Below are 16,386 nucleotides of genomic sequence, written 5' to 3'. Positions count from 1 at the left end.
GCGGCCGGGGGATGGTGCGACCTCAACAAAGGTTGAGGTCAAGCACTCCCGGCCGATTCGCGCCAGCGCGGCGGCGCGTCCAGCTGCAGCAGCCCGCGAGGCAGCTGCGCATCGCGCGTATCGCAGCGCACGATCGCGCGGTTGTCGTGACACTGGTCCAGCAGCGAGACCAGGCGACGGCCGACCAGCAGCGCGCTCGGCCACTCGATGCAGGCGTTGGCGGCGTTGCTGGGCGTGCACACCGGCGCACCGACTTCCAGCAGCTGCGCACGCACGCCGATCGCCTGCGCTTCCTGGTGCACCACCTGCGCGTACATGCGCAGTGCCGCAGCGGTAATCGAGGAATCACCATGGGCGGCCCATGGCTTGAGGCCGGCGGGGCTGCCGATCATCACGAAGCGGCGCGGGTGGTGGTGGTCCTGCAGCAGGGGCAGCAGGTGGCGGACGGCGTGTACGTTCGGCATCAGGTCCAGCTGCAGCGTCTGCATCAGCGCATCGCCGGGACGGTCGATGACCCGGCCACGCGCATAGGGCCCACCGAGCGCTGCGACCACCGCGCCCAATGGGCGCTGGCGTGCGGCGACGCGGTCGGCGACCACCTTGGCCGATTCATCATCGGCCAACGAGCCGAGCATGGTCTCCAGGCCCGGCTCGTCGTCGAACTGCAGCCGCAGTGCGGCCAGCCGGCCCGGATCGCGGCCGACCACCAGCACCGGGCTGCCGGCTTCCAGCAAAGCACCGACCACGCCCTGGCCCACGGCACCGGTGCCGCCGAGGACGAGGACCTCCGGGGCCAGCGTCCCGTTCACGGGATATTTCCTCCCATCTGCGGGACAATACCGATGCGGCCCAGGCGATCCAAGCCACGCGGGCGGAGACGCAGGGCACCGCCACGCTGCTGCCGCGGGACGGCGGTAAACTCCCGAAAATCCTTGTTAACCAAGGAGCTGGGACGATTTTCGACCGTCATCGCCTGGTCCAGGTCGTGCTGGTCGGCGGAGCGGAAAAGGTTGAGAATGTTGCGCAGGCTCATGGCTGATGGCCTCCGATTCGGGAATGGCGCCATGGTGCGCTTCTAACTCCTACTTGATTAGTCCTCTTTTAGGGGAATAATCATCCCGCACCCGGTCCAATCTTTTTGTCACGATAGTCCCGTCCCCGACGTTCAGGAATTCGACCATGTCCCACGATCTCAACGAAACGCTGATCTTCGTCAAAGTGGTCGAGCAAGGCAGTTTCATTGCTGCAGCCAAATCGCTCGGCCTTCCCAAGACCACCGTCAGCCGCAAGGTGCAGGAACTGGAAACGCGCCTCGGCGCACGCCTGCTGCACCGGACCACGCGTCGGCTGGGCCTTACCGAGGCCGGCTCGATCTACCACGAGCACTGCCAGCGCATCGCACGCGAACTGGAAGAAGCGGAGAGTGCGGTGAGCCAGCTGCAGTCCGGCCCGCGTGGCTGGTTGCGCTTCACTGTGCCCTATTCGCTGGGCATCACCTGGATCGCGCCGCTGATGGGTCAGTTCCATGCGATGTATCCGGAAATCCGCCTGGACATGCACCTGGGCAACGAGAAGCTGGACCTGATCGCCGGCGAGGCCGACCTGGCCCTGCGCGTGGGGTCGCTGCCCGATTCCAACCTGGTGGCGCGCAAGCTCGGCACGCTGCGCACGCAGGTGTTCGCCAGCCCGGCGTACATCGAGCGGCATGGTGAGCCGCTGCACCCGGACGAACTGCAGTTCCATCGGATCCTGGCGATGCGCAAGGCGTACCACAGCCATCCCAACCGGATCACCTGGCAGCTCGGTGAGAACGGCGGCGAGCTGCGTGATTTCCCGGTCACGCCACTGATGGTGGCCAACGATGTGTCCGCGCTCAATGGCGCGCTGGTATGCGGCGAAGGCCTGCTGCTGACCGGTGACGTGATGGCCAAGCCGTTCATCGAGACCGGCATGGTGCGCCGCGTGCTGGCCGGCTGGACCGGGCCGGAAGTGGACTTCAACGCGGTGTTCGCCGGCGGCAAGCTGGTCTCGCCGAAGGTACGCGCGTTCGTTGATTTCCTGGTGGAAAAGCTGAACTTCGATGCCAACTACATGATGGCGCAGTGCCCGGCAGCGAAGTACGCACAGCAGCAGACCGAGAAAGCCGAAGCAGAAGCGGCTGCCGAAGGAAAGCGGATCCTGGAAGTGGTCGCCGCCTGATCGGGTAATGACGGCCGCTGGCCGTCAACCGCTTCGGTGGGTGACGACCGTTGGTCGTCAAGCTGTTTGCTGTCGGCGTGACGACCAACGGTCGTCACCCACAAAAAATGCCGCCTGCAAGGGCGGCATTTTTGCAGCACCAACGCTGCGCGTTACTGCTGCAACGGAATCACGCGGATCTCGACGCGGCGGTTCCGCGCGCGGCCCGCATCGGTGCTGTTGTCGGCAATGGGATAGGCCTTGCCCGCGCCCAGCGTTTCGATACGCGCACGCTGCACGCCCTGCGCGGTCAGGTAGGACGCCACGGCATCGGCGCGCTCCTTGGACAGGCGGTTGTTGACCGCATCGCTGCCGATGCTGTCGGTATGGCCGACCACTTCGATCATCGTCTGGTTGTATTCGGACAGCGTGCTGGCCACACCGTTGAGCGAGCCGTAGAACTGCGGCTTCAGCGCTGACTTGCCGAAATCGAAGGTGATCCCGTCCGGCAGGTTCAGGCTGATGTTGTCGCCCTGGCGCACCACGTCGATACCGGTATTGGCGGTACGTTCGCGCAGCGCGCGTTCCTGGCGGTCCTGGTACTGGCCAACGGCCGCGCCACTGAGCGCACCGATGCCAGCGCCGATCATGGCGTGCTGGCGGCGCTCGGTCGCGCTGCCACCGGTCAACAGGCCAGCTGCGACGCCTACTGCGGTGCCGATCAGCGCGTTGCGGCCGGTGCGGTTCTGCTGCTGGGTTTCATTGCCGTATTGGTCACTCTGCACGTAGGAACCGCCAGTGGCGCAGGCGCTGAGCGCTGCGGCGGTCATCAGGGCAAGGGCCACATTGCGGGGAGCGGAACGGATCATGGGAGTTCTCCTTGGAAGCCGGCTGGTCCGGCGTGCGTCGGGGTGAGCATATACAGCCTGATGCGATGCGGGGATGAGGGCGCCGCGTGGCGACAGCGCCCCGTTCAGCTTGTTCCCCACGGCGTGCAAAATCGCCCTACTCCGCCCCGGTGCGGCGATACGCTGCCAACGCCGCCTCGCGGCCTTCCGTCAGATCGACCAACGGCGCGCGCGGATAGCCTGGCGCCTTGGCCGCCAGCAGCGCGGCGTGCTGCCAGGGTGCAAAACGGGCCTTGACCGGCAGAGCGGCCAATTCAGGCACCCAGCGGGTGATGTAACGCGCCTGCGGATCGAATTTCTCGGCCTGGGTCACCGGGTTGAACACCCGGAAATACGGCGCGGCATCGGCCCCTGTGCCACCGACCCACTGCCAGCCCATGGAATTGTTGGCCAGGTCCGCATCGACCAGGGTGTCCCAGAACCAGCGCGCGCCGACGATCCAATGCGCCCGCATGTGCTTGCACAGGTAACTGGCCACGATCATCCGCACCCGGTTGTGCATCGCCCCGGTATGCCAGAGCTGGCGCAGGCCGGCATCGACGATGGGCACGCCGGTGCGGCCCTTCTGCCACGCCTGCAGGTCAGCGCTGCTGGGCGTGGCCCAGGCAAACCCATCGAAACGCGGGTTGAGGTTCTCGTCGCTGGTCTTCGGGAAATGGTGCAGCAGGTGATGGGCGAAATCGCGCCAGCCCAACTGGCGGATGTAGGCATCGATGTCGGCGCTGCGGCCGGCGCTGCGCTCTGCTTCCAGCGCATGCACGATGCGCCACGGCGCGATCTCGCCGAAATGCAGGTGCGGTGACAGCAACGAGGTCCCGACGCGGTCCGGCAGGTCGCGTTGCTCGCGATAGCCGTGCAGCGCACCATCGACAAACACCGTCAGCGCCTCGCGCGCACCGGCCTCGCCGGGCTGCCAGTGTTCCCAGAAGCCGGCATCCCAGTCCAGCGGCGGGGCCAGCCCCAGCGCGTCCAGTGCGAGCCCCTGCACGCCGTGCGCGGGCAATCGCGCCGGCGCTCGGCTGCCCGGCTGCAGCCTCCAGTTGCTCAGGGCGTTGCGCCAGAACGGAGTGAACACCCTGTACGGACCGCCCTGCTTGGTTTCCAGCTCCCACGGTTCAAACAGCAGGCTGCCGTTGCAGCTGTCTGCCTGCAGGCCCTGCCCGCGCAGCGTGCGCTTGATCTTCGCATCACGCGGTTGCGTCGCCGGTTCGTACCTGCGGTTCCAGAACACCGCTTCCGCGCCGGTCTCGCTGATCAGCTGCTGCAGCACGTCCAGGCTGTCGCCTTGCCGCAGGACCAGATGCGAACCGCGTGCGCGCAGGTCCGCATCCAGCGCAGCCAGCGAACGATGCCGCCAGGCATTGGATGCCGCGCCGGGTGCCCAGTGGCCCTCTTCGTGCGGGGCGTGGATGTAAACCGGGACCACCTCATGCCCAGCCTCCAGCGCAGCCTGCAGGGCCGGGTTGTCGGCAAGGCGGAGATCACGGCGAAACCACACCAGGGCTGATGACACGCGCTGCATCCAGGACAAAAACAGGAAGCGCCATCATAACGATGCCGCGTGACCTGGCTGTAGAGCGCCGCGCTGGGCGCTGTCGAAACGCTGCATCGACTGCTGGATCAGCACCTTCGCTGCGGCGGCGTTGTCCCAGCCGCTCAACTGCACCGGATTGCGGCCTTCGGGCAGGTCCTTGTACACGCGGAAGAACGCTTCGATGCGCTGGCGCTCGATCGGCGCCAGGTCGTCCAGATCGCGGATGTGGGCATAGCTGGGATCGACCTTGTCGGTCGGCACGCCGATCACCTTTTCGTCCTGCTTGCCATCATCGACCATCTTCAGATAGCCGATCGGCCGGAAGCGCACGATCACCCCCGGATGCAGCGGCTCGCGGGTCAGCACCAGCGCATCCAAGGGGTCGTTGTCACCGGCCAGCGTACGCGGCATCGACCCGTAGTTCGCCGGGTAGGCCACGGGCATCGACTGGAAACGGTCCACGTGCACCAGTCCATCATCCTTGATCTCGTACTTGGTGAAGCTTCCGGCCGGGATTTCCACCGCCAGGTTCACCTCCTCCGGGGCCTGCTTCGGCTGTGCGGCCAGGAACGGATGCAGCACCGTGTCGGCGGCGATCGCCGCGCCGGTGATCAGGACCAGGCCGGCGGCCAGTGCCAGCATCGGCAACGCGTTGCGCACGGAGGTCTTCATTCCCAGCACCGGTCCTTGCGCCCGGTCGGGGCATGCGGGCGCAGGCAGCGACGCGGTTCGATGCGGCCCTCTTCCAGCTCCACCTTCTTCGTGCTGCCATCGGCCTGGCGGACCAGTTCGAAGGCATCGTAAAGCTGGCCGGTGACCGTGCGCGCTTCGTAGTGCAGGCGTTGCGGGTCGATGCGCAGCACCTGGAACAGCTGGGTGTCCTCGGCCACCGGCGACATCGTCTGCAGGGCTTCCTTCGACAGCCGGTACTGCTTCGGGCTGGCGTTGCTGACCACGAACTGCGGGGTCGCCATGCCGTCTTCGCCACGGCGGCCGTAGGTGTGGTCATGGCCCTGCAGCACCAGGTCCACGTGGTGGCGGCGCACAACCGGCAGCAGCGCTTCCTGCAGCACCGGGTTGTGTCGGCCACGCGCCGGCGAGTAGAACGGCTGGTGCACCACCACGATCGTCCACGGCTGGGTGTTGGCCGCCAGCACGCCGTCCAGCCATTGCGCCTGCGCCTGCGCGGTGCCCAGGTCCATCGCCGAGGTACCATCGAGCACGGCGAAGCGGACGCCCTGGTAATCGAACCAGTACGTACTCTTTTCCGCGCCCTTCGCCCCGTTGCCAGGCAGGGCGAACGTGGCGGGCCAGTGCCGCGCCATCACCCGGCGCTCCTGCGGAGTGTCTTCGAACTCTTCGAAATACTCGTGGTTGCCGATCGCCGGCGCCAGCATCGTCTCCTGTGCCAGCCAGCCGGTGGCGGCGAACCACTCGCCCCACTCGCTGTCATCGGCGTCGTAGCCGCCACTGACCAGGTCGCCGGCGAACAGGCTCAGGTTGGCATCCGGCGCGGCTTTCTGCGCGGCGCGCACCACCCGGGTGACATGGCTGAGGTTCTTGTTCTGGGTATCCCCGAAGTACAGCAAGGTCATCGGCTGGTCGGCACGGCCAGCGGTTCGCAGCTGGTTCCAGGCGCTCCAGGTGTCCTTGCCCTGCACCCGGTAGACGTACAGCGTGCCGGGCTTCAGGCCGCTGACATCGGCACGATGGTGGTGCGACAGGCCATTCTCGGTCTGCAACGGCTCGCTGCTGGCGGTGATGCGGGTGATCGGTCCGAATCCGGGCGTATCGTCGGCCGGGGCGATCTCCAGCAGCGGAGCCTGCACGCTGCCATCGGTGCGCCAGCGCACGGCGAAGCCACGCGCAGCATCGACCGCCGGCGAGGCGACGATGCGGTCCGGGAAGCCGGTGGCGGCATAGTGCCGGTTACCCGCCGGCACTTGGCTGTTGGGCTCCACGCGCGTGGCCAGTTCATCGGCCAGCGCCGGCACGGCAGACAGCGCCAGTGCGACACCGAAGGCAAGGGACGCCAGGCGCGCGATCACGATGCACACTCCAGCGGCAGTGCCAGCGCCTTGGCGATCTGCTCCCAGTCGAAGGCGACCACGCCCTGGTCGTCATGCACGGCGTACAGCGCCCCATGCGGGAAGCGCGGGCTGCCCTGCTGCATCATCCAGATACCATCGGTATTGGCCACCTTGTTGCCCTGGAAGGATCCCACCGGCTTCAGGCTGTGGCGGTCGAACAGGTGGAACACGCTGCGCTCCTTGCCCTGTTCGGTGGTGATCCACCAGCCGTCCTTGCCGCAGGTACGCAGCATCACGCCTTCGGCCTGTGCCTTGAACACATCACGGCCGAAGGTGGTGCCGGTGAAGCGGCCCGCCAGCGTGTACACCTTGAACTCGCTGGCGTAGGTCTCGTCCTCCTCTGCCACCAGCAGGCGATCGTTGGCCGGGTCGCCCCAGATCGATTCCACCACGCGCAGCGCGCCGGCTTGGCTGGTGTCGCCGATGCTGGCGGCCAGCGTTGCGGTCACGTCCGTACCATCGCGGCGCACGTGATACTGGCGCACGCGTTTGTCCAGCTCGGCCAGTGGCGGCAGGATGTCATTGCCCTGCGCGTCCTCGCCGTTGTCCCAGGAATCGGTCACGTACACGGCGTAGCCATCGGCGCGTTTGTCCACCCACAGGCCGTACGGCTTGCGCAGATCGTCCGCACCGAACACCGCCAGCGGAGTGAAATCCGGCAACGAGAAGACCTGCACGCGGTGGTTGTCACGCTCGACGATCCACAGCAGGTCATCGGTCACCGATATGCCGTTGGGGCGGTCGAACTGGCCGAGCGCGGCGCCCGTGCTGCCGACCTCACGCAGCGGCGAACCGGTGCTGCCGTCATACACCACCAGCTTGTCGGTGGCCTTGGCCGTTGCGATCAGCCAGGTCTTGCCGTCCGGTGCCTTCCAGGCCGCGGGGGAATCGATGTTGTCGTCCGGGGTCATCGGGGTCAGGAAGGCTTCGGCCAGCGTGGCGACCTGGCGCGCGCCGCTGGCGTCCACGGCGGCAGGCGCCTTGGTGGCGGCATCGTTCGCCGGCGGCGCGGCGGGCGTGCAAGCGCTCGCCAGCACCAGCGTCATCGCGCTGGCCAGCATCATGCGGCGCGCCATCACAGCGACACCTTCAGGCCAACGGCATAGGTGCGGCCGTATTCTTCCAGTTGCAGGGTGCGCGAGCGCGTGCCCTGGTAAAGCTCAAGCGGCTTGTCCAACAGATTCTGTGCCTCGAAGTACATGCTGACGCGGGGGCTGAACTTGTAGTCCAGCGAGCAATCGAGCTGGGTATGCGGGGCGACGAACACATCGAACGCGCGGCCAGCGCCGATGCTGTCCAGGTATTCGCTGCGGTACACCGCGGCAATGCGCGTGCTCAGGCCATGTTTCTCGTAGCCGACATGCGCGCTGTACACATGCTTGGATGCACGCGGCAACATGAAGTCATCACCCGCGCGGTCGGCCAGGCCGGGATCGAAATCGGTATCCAGCCAGGTGCCGCTGGCCCCCACCAGCAGGCCATCCAGCCCCGGCGGCAGGAAAGCGAGCTGCTGCTGGTAGTTGAACTCGGCGCCGCGCACCTTGGCCTTGTCGCCGTTGATCGCCTGGGTCACATCGAAGCCCTCGTAGGCCGGATCGTTCTGGCGCACGGTCTCCACGATGTAGCCGTCGATGGACTTGTGGAACAGGCCCAGCGAGACGATGCCGGTGCTGCCGAGGTACTTCTCCAGCGACAGGTCGACGTTGGTCGATTCGTACGGATCCAGTTCCGGGTTGCCCAGCCGCACTTCCTCATCGCCGCGGCTGTAACCCACGCGCGGGGAGATGTCGCCGAAGGAAGGGCGCGAAACGGTTTTGTTGGCCGACGCACGCAGCACCCAGTCGTCAGCCGCGTCGTAGCGCAGGTGCAGGCCCGGCAGCACGTTGGTGTAGCTGCTGTTGGCCACGCGCGGAGTGACGGTGAAGCTGCGCTCGTCTTCGGCCACGTCGACCTGGTTGCCGACCGCACTGAACTGGGTATTCTCCACGCGCACGCCGCCGATGATGCGCAGCGCGCCGATGTCCCAGGTGCCCATCGCGTAGGTGGCGAAGATGTCTTCGCTGGCGGTGTAATCCTCTTCCAGCGAGGTCACCGCATTGGCCCCGGTTTCCTGCGGGCGCGCACTGTACAGGCCGCTGTTGGCCGCCCAGTAACGGCGCATCAGGGCCGAGCTCATACCCTGCCCCAGCGACCCATGCCGGTGCTCGGGCGCGCTGGTGGTCCAGCTGTCCAGGTCGATCGCCGGCCCGCGGCGCAGCTCCACTTCGTTGACGTCCACGTCGCGCTCGCGCCAGCGCCCGAGCAGGCCGATCTTGTAGCTGGCGTTGTCCGCGTCGAAACGCACGTTGACCTGCGCGCTGTGTTCATTGTCGTCCACCCGCTTGGGCGACAGGATCATGCGGTCATAGGCGATATTGGAGTTGTCCATCCACTCGGTGTTGGACAAGGTGTAGCGCGGCAACCGGCTGCGCTGGTCCAGGGTGCCGGACAGGTCGTCGGCATCCAGTTCGAAGCGCGCTTCCATCTCATCGTCCACGCGTTCTTCGGTCTTGGTATAGCCCACCTTGTAGTCCACCACGGCCGAGCTCAAGCGGTTCTCGCCGCCCAGGCTGGCCGCGAAGGTGTTCTCTTCCTTGGTGCGGTAGCGCATGCGCTTCTGGATCGCATCGGACGGCAGGTCGTCCAGACGGAACTGGTCGGCACCGGTGGCCACCATGTCCGCGTCTTCGAAGTTGAAGATGGTGCGCTGGCGTGTCTCCGCATCGTCGAAACGGCTGTACAGCGTGCGCAGGTAGTAGCGGCTGTCTTCGCTTGGACGCCAGTCCAGGTTGAGATTGGCGCCGATGCGCTTGCGCTCGATTTCGTACTTGCGGTGCTGCAGGTTGATCGCGGTGACATCCCCCGGCGCGGCATCATCTTCGCCGTCGTACTCCACTTCGGTGTTGTCCGATTCGAATCTGCGGTTCTGGTAGTTCACGCCCAGCGCCACGCCGAAGGTATCGGCGAACACTTCGCTGTAGTTGATCGCCGCCTTCGGGCTGGTGTGCCCGGACAGCTGCTGGTGGCTGCCCTCGATCTTGCCGCGCAGGCTGCGGCCTTCGCGGTCGAAGGCCGAAGCGGACTCGACCAGGATCGCGCCGCCGATGGCATCGCCGGGCATGTCCGGGGTCGGCGACTTGACCACGCGCAGGCGCTCGGTGGAGTCGGACGGAATCACGTCCAGTGGAGCGGCGCGGCTGGAATCCTCCGGCGTGCCCACCGCGATGCCGTCGATGCTGACGCTGTTGAGGTTGGCATCCAGGCCGCGCACCACCACGAAGCGCCCTTCGCCCTGGTCGCGGGTGACGCTGACGCCGGGCAGGCGCTGCAGCGATTCGGCCACGTTCTTGTCCGGGTACTGGCCCAGCGCATCGGACGACACGGCGTCTTCGATGGCATCGCTGCTGCGCTTGAGGTCCACCGCGCGGAGCTGCGATTCCAGCTGGGCGCGCACTTCGATGCGGTCCAGGTCGGTGGCATCGGCGGCGAGGGCACTGGTGGCGGCCACGTCCTGCCCGGCGGCGTGCAGCGGCGCTGCAGCCCCCATCGCCAAGGTCAGGGTGATGGCAATCGCCAACGGCGTCTTGGTCTGCACGGGTGTCCCCATTCGGTGTGAAGAATGGGAGGGCAAGGTATGTCGGCGAGGTTTCACCGGCATGACACCGGGGCACCGGATCGGTCATGGACGCGTCCCCGCGCTGGCCGGGGCCCGCAGGCTGCGGCAGAATACAGGCCTCTGCCTTTCCCCTTTCCCGCCCCCATGAACATCGTCGAAGTGCGCCATCCGCTGGTGCAGCACAAGATCGGCCTGATGCGCAACGCCGCGCTCAGCACCAAGGATTTCCGCGAACTGGCCAACGAGCTGGGCACGCTGCTGGCCTACGAGGCCACCGCCGACCTGGATACTGAATCGCACACCATGGACGGCTGGTCCGGCCCGGTGACGGTGCAGCGCATCGCCGGTGCCAAGATCACCGTGGTGCCGATCCTGCGCGCCGGCCTGGGCATGCTCAGCGGCGTGCTGTCGCTGATCCCGGCGGCCCGGGTCAGCGTGGTCGGCCTGCAGCGCGACGAAGAGACGCTGCAACCGGTGCCCTACTTCGAGCGCCTCACCGGCCGCCTGGAAGAGCGTGATGCGCTGATCCTGGACCCGATGCTGGCCACCGGCGGCACCCTGATCGCCACCATCGACATGCTCAAGCGCGCTGGCGCCCGCCGCATCAAGGGCATCTTCCTGGTCGCCGCGCCGGAAGGCATCGCCGCCGTGCAGGCCGCGCATCCGGACGTGCAGATCTACACCGCCGCCATCGACGACCATCTCAATGAAAAGGGCTACATCCTGCCGGGCCTCGGCGATGCCGGCGACCGCATCTTCGGCACCCGCGTGATCGGCTGACAAAGAAAGGGGACGGAGGGAATTAAGTCGCAATCGGCGGTGATCCGGCCGATTGCGACTTAATTCCCTCCGTCCCCTTTTTTCAGGCGAGGGCGCGGGCCTTGAGTTCGCTGTGCTCGTGCACGGTCACGAAACGGCCCTTGTCGTCGCGCTGCAGCTGCGCCAGCGCTACCTGCGGGTCGTGGGTGAAAAACAGATGGACGTTGCGCGCCAGCTTGTCTTCGAGGAACTGTTTCTTCTCGTCGATCAGCAGTTCGGCATTGCGGTCGTAGCCCATGGTGATCGGCACGTGCACCCAGGAGCGACCGGGCACCAAGTCGGCGCAGAACACCACCCCGCCATGTGCCAGCCCGTCCCTGCCCGGCTGGCCGACGATCTCCGCCAGCATCAGCCCCGGGGTATGGCCGTCGCTGAAGCTGAAACGCACGCTGCGGCCCAGCACCCTGGAATATTCGCCCTGTACCACCTCCAGCCGGCCGCTCTGCTCGAGCAGTGCAGGCAGTTCGGGAATGAAGCTGGCACGGTCGCGCGGATGCGGCTGCAGTGCGCGCTGCCAGTGTTCGGCGCCCACCACGAAGGTGGCATTGGGAAACAGCAGTTCCGGCGCACGCCCTTCCACCCACGGCGCCAACAGGCCGCCAGCGTGGTCGAAATGCAGATGGCTCAGGACCACCACGTCGATGTCTTCGTGCTCGAAGCCGGCTTCCCGCAGCGAATCGATCAGCACGTGCTGGTTTTCCTGCACGCCGTAACGTTCGCGCAGGCGCGGCTCGAAGAACGCACCGATGCCGGTTTCGAACAGCACCGTCCTGCCTTCCAGCGGGCTGGCCAGCAGCGCACGACAAGCCAGTTCGATACGGTTGAGCTCGTCAGGCACTGCCCATTTTTCCCACACCGCGCGCGGTGCGTTGCCGAACATCGCACCACCGTCCAGGCGCTGCGTGTTGCCGCGGATCGACCATAGTTTCATGCGGCAATTATCGGTCAGCCAGCGTTAAATAATCGCTAGCCCCGCCCGCCGGGCAGGGCTCGGCACGTCCGTGACCGGATCACTTCACCTCGGCGCTGCCGACTGGGTTGCGCGGGTCGCTGCCGCCCTGCAGCGTGTTGCTGCGGCGATCCCATTCGACGGTCTGCAGGTTGCCCCAGACGTGGCTGGATCCGCGACCGCCGGCGGCGCTGTCGCCCGGCAGGTCGATCTTGTGGCCCATCGCCTGCAACTGCCGGATGGTGCCGGCATCGAACGCGTCGGTTTCCGCTTCGATCGCATCGGGCAGCCACTGGTGGTGGTAGCGCGGCAGCGCGGCGACCTGCTGGGCGGTCAATCCCTGGTCGTAGCCCAGGATGCCCAGCAGCACCATGGTGATGATGCGGCTGCCGCCGGGCGTGCCCAGCACCACCACCTTGTCGGCGTTTTCCATGAAGGTCGGGGTCATCGAGCTGAGCATGCGCTTGCCCGCCTTCGGTGCGTTGGCGGCGTAACCCATCACGCCGAACGCGTTGGGCGTGCCCGGCTTCAGCGCGAAGTCGTCCATCTCGTTGTTCAACAGCACCCCGGTGCCCTTGGGAATCAGGCCCGAGCCGTACAGCAGGTTCACCGTCTGGGTAGCGCCGACCCGGTTGCCGTCGCGGTCAATGATCGAGAAATGCGTCGTTTCGTCGTCTTCCAGCGGGGTCGGATTGCCCGACAGCAGGTCGCTGGGGGTGGCCTTCTGCGGATGGATGGTGGCACGCAGGCCCTGTGCGTAGTCCTTGCTGGTCAGCACCTTCTGCGGGATGTCGACGAAATCCGGATCGCCCAGGAAGAAGGTGCGGTCGCGGTAAGCGCGGCGCATCGCTTCGACCACCAGGTGGGCACGGTGCGCCTCATCCATCGACTTGATGTCCCAGCCTTCCAGGATCTGCAGCATGCTCGCCAGCGCGATGCCACCGGAGGACGGCGGCGGTGCGGTGGTGATCTTCCAGCCGTTGTAATCGAACACGATCGGCTCGCGCGATTTCACCGTGTAACCGGCCAGTTCTTCGGCGGTCCAGCGGCCGCCGGCCTGCTTCACACCGGCCAGCAGCAGCGTTCCGGTCTGGCCGCGGTAGAACCCATCAAAGCCCCCTTCCGCCAGGCGCTCCAGGGTGCGCGCCAGTTCCGGCTGCTGGAAGGTGTCTCCCTCGGCGATCGGCTTGCCGTTGCGCAGGTACACCTCGCGCGTGCCGGCATAACGCTCCATCACTTCACGCCGCGACTGGTAGCCCTTGGCCATCCGTGCATACACCGGGAAGCCTTCGCGGGCGATGCGGATGGCCGGCTGCAGCGAAGTCTTCAGCGGCAGCCTGCCATGCCTGGACGACAACTCGACCAGCGCTGCGGGAAGGCCGGGGATGCCGGCCGACCAGGCGCCATTGACCGAGCGGTCACGATCCAGCTTGCCGTCCTTGTCCAGGAACGCCGCCTCGGTAGCCGCGGCCGGCGCGGTCTCGCGCGCGTCCAGCATCAGGTCCTTGCCGGAGGCCGCATCGTGCAGCAGGAAGAACCCACCACCGCCCAGCCCGGAGCTGATCGGCTCGACCACGGCCAGCGTGGACGACACCGCCACGGCCGCATCGAACGCGTTGCCGCCCTGCGCCAGGATCTGCATGCCAGCTTGGGTCGCAAGCTGGTGGCCACTGGCGATGGCTGCGCCATCGGGGTGGGCGGCACGTGCCGGGCCGTCGGCATGGGCCAGCGGGGCGGACAGCAGCAGGCCCAGCAGCAACAGGGGACGCAGGATCGGGTTCATTCGGATGGGGGCTCCGCGTAGAGTTCGGGGTGATCGTGCTGCAGGCCACGCAGCTTGGCCATCAGCTGGTCATGTGTCTCGACGATGTCCGGATCCGGGTCGATGCATTCGACCGGACAGACGACCACGCACTGGGCTTCGTCGAAATGGCCCACGCACTCGGTGCAGCGCGCAGGGTCGATCACATAGATGGTTTCACCCATCGAGATGGCCTGGTTGGGGCAGGCCGGCTCACAGACGTCACAGTTGACGCAGAGCTCGTTGATTTTCAGCGACACGGCGATGACTCCTCGCCCGCGCACCGCATCCCGCCGCAGGGCACCGGGATGCTGGACTGGCACCGGCCTGCGCGGGCGCGCGGGCCGGTCAGGGGCGCCGCCACGCAGGCGCCGCCCACGACCACACCGGCTGGCGTGGCCGCTACCGCACGAGGATTACTTGGCTTCGACGAAAACGTAGTCGGCACCGGTGGGCTGCACGACCGACTGGACGCGGGCGTTGTCAGCGGCGTCGCCGATGAACAGCACGCGCACGTTCTTCATCGAATCCGGCGACACGTCCTTGAACACGACCTGGATCATGTCGGCCATCTTGCCCGATGCCGACGAACCGAAGGCCAGCATGTTGCCCGGCTGCACGCCACGGGCGACGGCCTGGGTGGCGCTCTCGGTCTGGCGCTCGAACTTGGCAGCGAACTCCGGATCCGATTCCGGTGCGAGGTAATACAGGAACGGGCTGTTGGTCACGGTGCCCATGTTCTGCACGGCGACGGTCTGCAGGTACTTCTTCCAGCCGGCATCATCGTCCTTGGCCGGGGCGACCAGCGCCTGCTGAGCATCGGCAGCGGCGGCCGGAGCTTCTTCCTTCTTGCAGGCAGTGAAGGCCAGGGCCAGCGAGGCCAGCAGCATCGCGCGCATGGTGGTGTTCATGGATGATCTCCCGTGGTGGTTCTGTGGATTGCAGTGGATACAAAAAGGTGCCGACGGCGGTCATCCGCCACGGGCGGGTGGATCAGGCCTGCGCCGCCTTGGCTTCGCGGGCCTTGCGCAGCGCATCGAGCACCGACGCCGGCACGAAGCCGGACACGTCGCCACCCAGTCGTGCGATTTCACGTACCAGCGAGGACGAAATGAAGCTGTGCTGCTCGGCTGGTGTCAGGAACAGGGTTTCGACTTCCGGGATCAGGTGGCGGTTCATGCTGGCCATCTGGAACTCGTACTCGAAATCGGAGACCGCGCGCAGGCCGCGCAGCAGGATGCCGCCCTGGACCGAGCGCACGAAGTGCGCCAGCAGGGTGTCGAAGCCGATCACTTCCACGTTGTCATGGTGGGACAGCGCCCCGCGTGCCAGCTGCACACGCAGCTCCAGCGGCAGCGTCGGGCCCTTGGACGGACTCTGTGCGACGCCCACCACCACCTTTTCGAACAGCGGCGCTGCCCGGTTCACCAGGTCGATGTGACCGTTGGTGATGGGGTCGAAGGTGCCCGGATAGACAGCGATGCGACGATTGGCGACGGTCATTTGCGGTCGTGAACGTTCAGATTGGGTCAAAGTGTAGCAGCGGCGCGCCGGTACAGCGCAAAGCGCACCTCGCGGGTGGCGCCTTCGCGGTGCAGCAGCCACTCCGCCGGCAAGGCCGGGGCCTGCCCGTCCGGCGATTCCAGGTACAGCCAGGCATCGGCGCTCAGGTGCCGTGGCAGCAGCGCCAGCGTGCTGTCCCACAGCCCGGCGGCGAACGGCGGATCGACGAAGGCGATGCTGGCCTGGGCCGGTGCGGCGGTCTGCAGCCAGCGCAGCGCATCGGCCTGAACCACCTGCACGCGGGCCTCGGCCTTCAGCCTGGTGACCACGGCGGTCAGGTTGGCGACCAGCTGCGGATCCCGTTCGACCAGCGTGGCGTGGGCCGCGCCACGCGATACCGCCTCCAGCCCCAGCGCGCCACTGCCGGCGAACACATCCAGCACGCGCGCGCCGCCCAGACGGGGCATCAGCCAGTTGAACAGCGTTTCGCGCACGCGGTCGCTGCTGGGACGCAGGCCCGGCAGGGTCGGCACCGGCAGCCGGGTGTTGCGCCACTGCCCGCCGATGATGCGGACCTGGCCGTCATTGCCACCGCGAGCGCTCATGGCGCGCGGCCGGGATTGACCCGTGCACGGGTCTGGTTCATGGAATTCAGCATGGTGGGATTGTAGCGGCAGCGCCGTCTGCAGCGAACGGCGGAGCCCCTCGTGGCGGGTCGCTCAGTGCGATTTCTTTGGTTTGGGCCGGGCGGTGGGGCTGGTCGGGGGACGGCAAGAGCCGCATCCTGCGGGCCTCGTTTCGTGCCATCCATGGCACTCAACGCCCCCGCCCAGCCCCACCGCCCGGCCCTGTGACATATCCCGGGCGCCCACCACAGAAAAGAAAAAAGAAAAGCGAAATGGTCGGCCGCTCCCCGCTGTGGGCCACGGATACATTCCGCCGACCATGG

Annotated in this window: 16 protein-coding genes; 2 read left to right on the top strand and 14 right to left on the bottom strand. The window is 66.8% G+C overall.

Going from position 1 to position 16,386, the window contains the following annotated elements; genetic code table 11:
* Positions 1–38 precede the first annotated feature (38 nt).
* Both CXG43_RS01680 and CXG43_RS01675 read right to left on the bottom strand, forming a co-directional pair.
* Positions 39–809 carry an SDR family oxidoreductase gene (locus CXG43_RS01680; RefSeq protein WP_101098416.1) on the bottom strand — a complete coding sequence of 257 codons (771 nt, stop codon included), beginning with the start codon at positions 807–809 and terminating at the stop codon, positions 39–41.
* Complete coding sequence (locus CXG43_RS01675; protein ID WP_101098415.1) at positions 806–1,033, bottom strand: hypothetical protein; 228 nt, start codon at positions 1,031–1,033, stop codon at positions 806–808. Before CXG43_RS01675 ends, CXG43_RS01680 begins: the two co-directional genes overlap by 4 nt.
* 146 nt (positions 1,034–1,179) lie before the next feature.
* On the opposite strand from CXG43_RS01675, the gene CXG43_RS01670 reads away from it, so the two are divergent.
* Positions 1,180–2,199 carry a LysR family transcriptional regulator gene (locus tag CXG43_RS01670; RefSeq protein WP_101098414.1) on the top strand — a complete coding sequence of 340 codons (1,020 nt, stop codon included), beginning with the start codon at positions 1,180–1,182 and terminating at the stop codon, positions 2,197–2,199.
* 152 nt (positions 2,200–2,351) lie between these two features.
* Here the strand turns inward: CXG43_RS01670 and CXG43_RS01665 are convergent, their stop codons facing one another.
* The 6 genes from CXG43_RS01665 to CXG43_RS01640 form a co-directional block, all read right to left on the bottom strand.
* Positions 2,352–3,047, bottom strand: coding sequence for an OmpA family protein (locus CXG43_RS01665; protein ID WP_101098413.1), 696 nt, complete (start codon positions 3,045–3,047; stop codon positions 2,352–2,354).
* Between the two features lie 136 nt (positions 3,048–3,183).
* Positions 3,184–4,599, bottom strand: coding sequence for a deoxyribodipyrimidine photo-lyase (locus tag CXG43_RS01660; protein ID WP_101098464.1), 1,416 nt, complete (start codon positions 4,597–4,599; stop codon positions 3,184–3,186).
* A gap of 33 nt (positions 4,600–4,632) precedes the next feature.
* Complete coding sequence (locus tag CXG43_RS01655; RefSeq protein WP_101098412.1) at positions 4,633–5,292, bottom strand: inorganic diphosphatase; 660 nt, start codon at positions 5,290–5,292, stop codon at positions 4,633–4,635.
* Entirely contained in the window at positions 5,289–6,665 is a 1,377-nt protein-coding gene (locus CXG43_RS01650) for a metallophosphoesterase family protein (RefSeq protein ID WP_101098463.1), read from the bottom strand. The genes CXG43_RS01655 and CXG43_RS01650 overlap by 4 nt, the downstream gene beginning before the upstream one ends.
* The gene (locus CXG43_RS01645; RefSeq protein WP_101098411.1) at positions 6,665–7,786 is read right to left on the bottom strand and encodes a phytase; all 1,122 of its coding nucleotides are present in this window, start codon (positions 7,784–7,786) and stop codon (positions 6,665–6,667) included. The genes CXG43_RS01650 and CXG43_RS01645 overlap by 1 nt, the downstream gene beginning before the upstream one ends.
* Positions 7,786–10,344 (bottom strand): TonB-dependent receptor, encoded by a 2,559-nt coding sequence (locus CXG43_RS01640; RefSeq protein ID WP_101098410.1) that lies wholly within the window; start codon positions 10,342–10,344, stop codon positions 7,786–7,788. The genes CXG43_RS01645 and CXG43_RS01640 overlap by 1 nt, the downstream gene beginning before the upstream one ends.
* Positions 10,345–10,509: 165 nt before the next feature.
* On the opposite strand from CXG43_RS01640, the gene upp reads away from it, so the two are divergent.
* Entirely contained in the window at positions 10,510–11,145 is a 636-nt protein-coding gene (gene upp / locus CXG43_RS01635; RefSeq protein WP_042612379.1) for a uracil phosphoribosyltransferase, read from the top strand.
* Between the two features lie 82 nt (positions 11,146–11,227).
* Here the strand turns inward: upp and CXG43_RS01630 are convergent, their stop codons facing one another.
* From CXG43_RS01630 to rsmD, 6 genes are all read right to left on the bottom strand, one after another.
* Entirely contained in the window at positions 11,228–12,115 is an 888-nt protein-coding gene (locus CXG43_RS01630) for an MBL fold metallo-hydrolase (protein ID WP_101098409.1), read from the bottom strand.
* A gap of 79 nt (positions 12,116–12,194) precedes the next feature.
* The gene (ggt, locus tag CXG43_RS01625) at positions 12,195–13,916 is read right to left on the bottom strand and encodes a gamma-glutamyltransferase (RefSeq protein ID WP_101098408.1); all 1,722 of its coding nucleotides are present in this window, start codon (positions 13,914–13,916) and stop codon (positions 12,195–12,197) included.
* The gene (locus CXG43_RS01620; RefSeq protein WP_042612382.1) at positions 13,913–14,194 is read right to left on the bottom strand and encodes a YfhL family 4Fe-4S dicluster ferredoxin; all 282 of its coding nucleotides are present in this window, start codon (positions 14,192–14,194) and stop codon (positions 13,913–13,915) included. Before CXG43_RS01620 ends, ggt begins: the two co-directional genes overlap by 4 nt.
* Positions 14,195–14,350: 156 nt before the next feature.
* Positions 14,351–14,845, bottom strand: coding sequence for a hypothetical protein (locus tag CXG43_RS01615; protein ID WP_042612383.1), 495 nt, complete (start codon positions 14,843–14,845; stop codon positions 14,351–14,353).
* 82 nt (positions 14,846–14,927) lie between these two features.
* Positions 14,928–15,437, bottom strand: coding sequence for a pantetheine-phosphate adenylyltransferase (coaD, locus tag CXG43_RS01610; RefSeq protein ID WP_042612384.1), 510 nt, complete (start codon positions 15,435–15,437; stop codon positions 14,928–14,930).
* A 26-nt stretch (positions 15,438–15,463) separates the two neighbouring features.
* The gene (gene rsmD / locus CXG43_RS01605) at positions 15,464–16,042 is read right to left on the bottom strand and encodes a 16S rRNA (guanine(966)-N(2))-methyltransferase RsmD (RefSeq protein ID WP_101098407.1); all 579 of its coding nucleotides are present in this window, start codon (positions 16,040–16,042) and stop codon (positions 15,464–15,466) included.
* Between the last annotated feature and the right edge of the window lie 344 nt (positions 16,043–16,386).

It is taken from the genome of Stenotrophomonas sp. Bg11-02 (assembly GCF_002836635.1).
Taxonomy (GTDB): Bacteria; Pseudomonadota; Gammaproteobacteria; order Xanthomonadales; family Xanthomonadaceae; genus Stenotrophomonas; species Stenotrophomonas lacuserhaii.
Note: the sequence above shows the minus strand (reverse complement) of the source record. Positions and strands in the feature narration are given on the sequence as shown.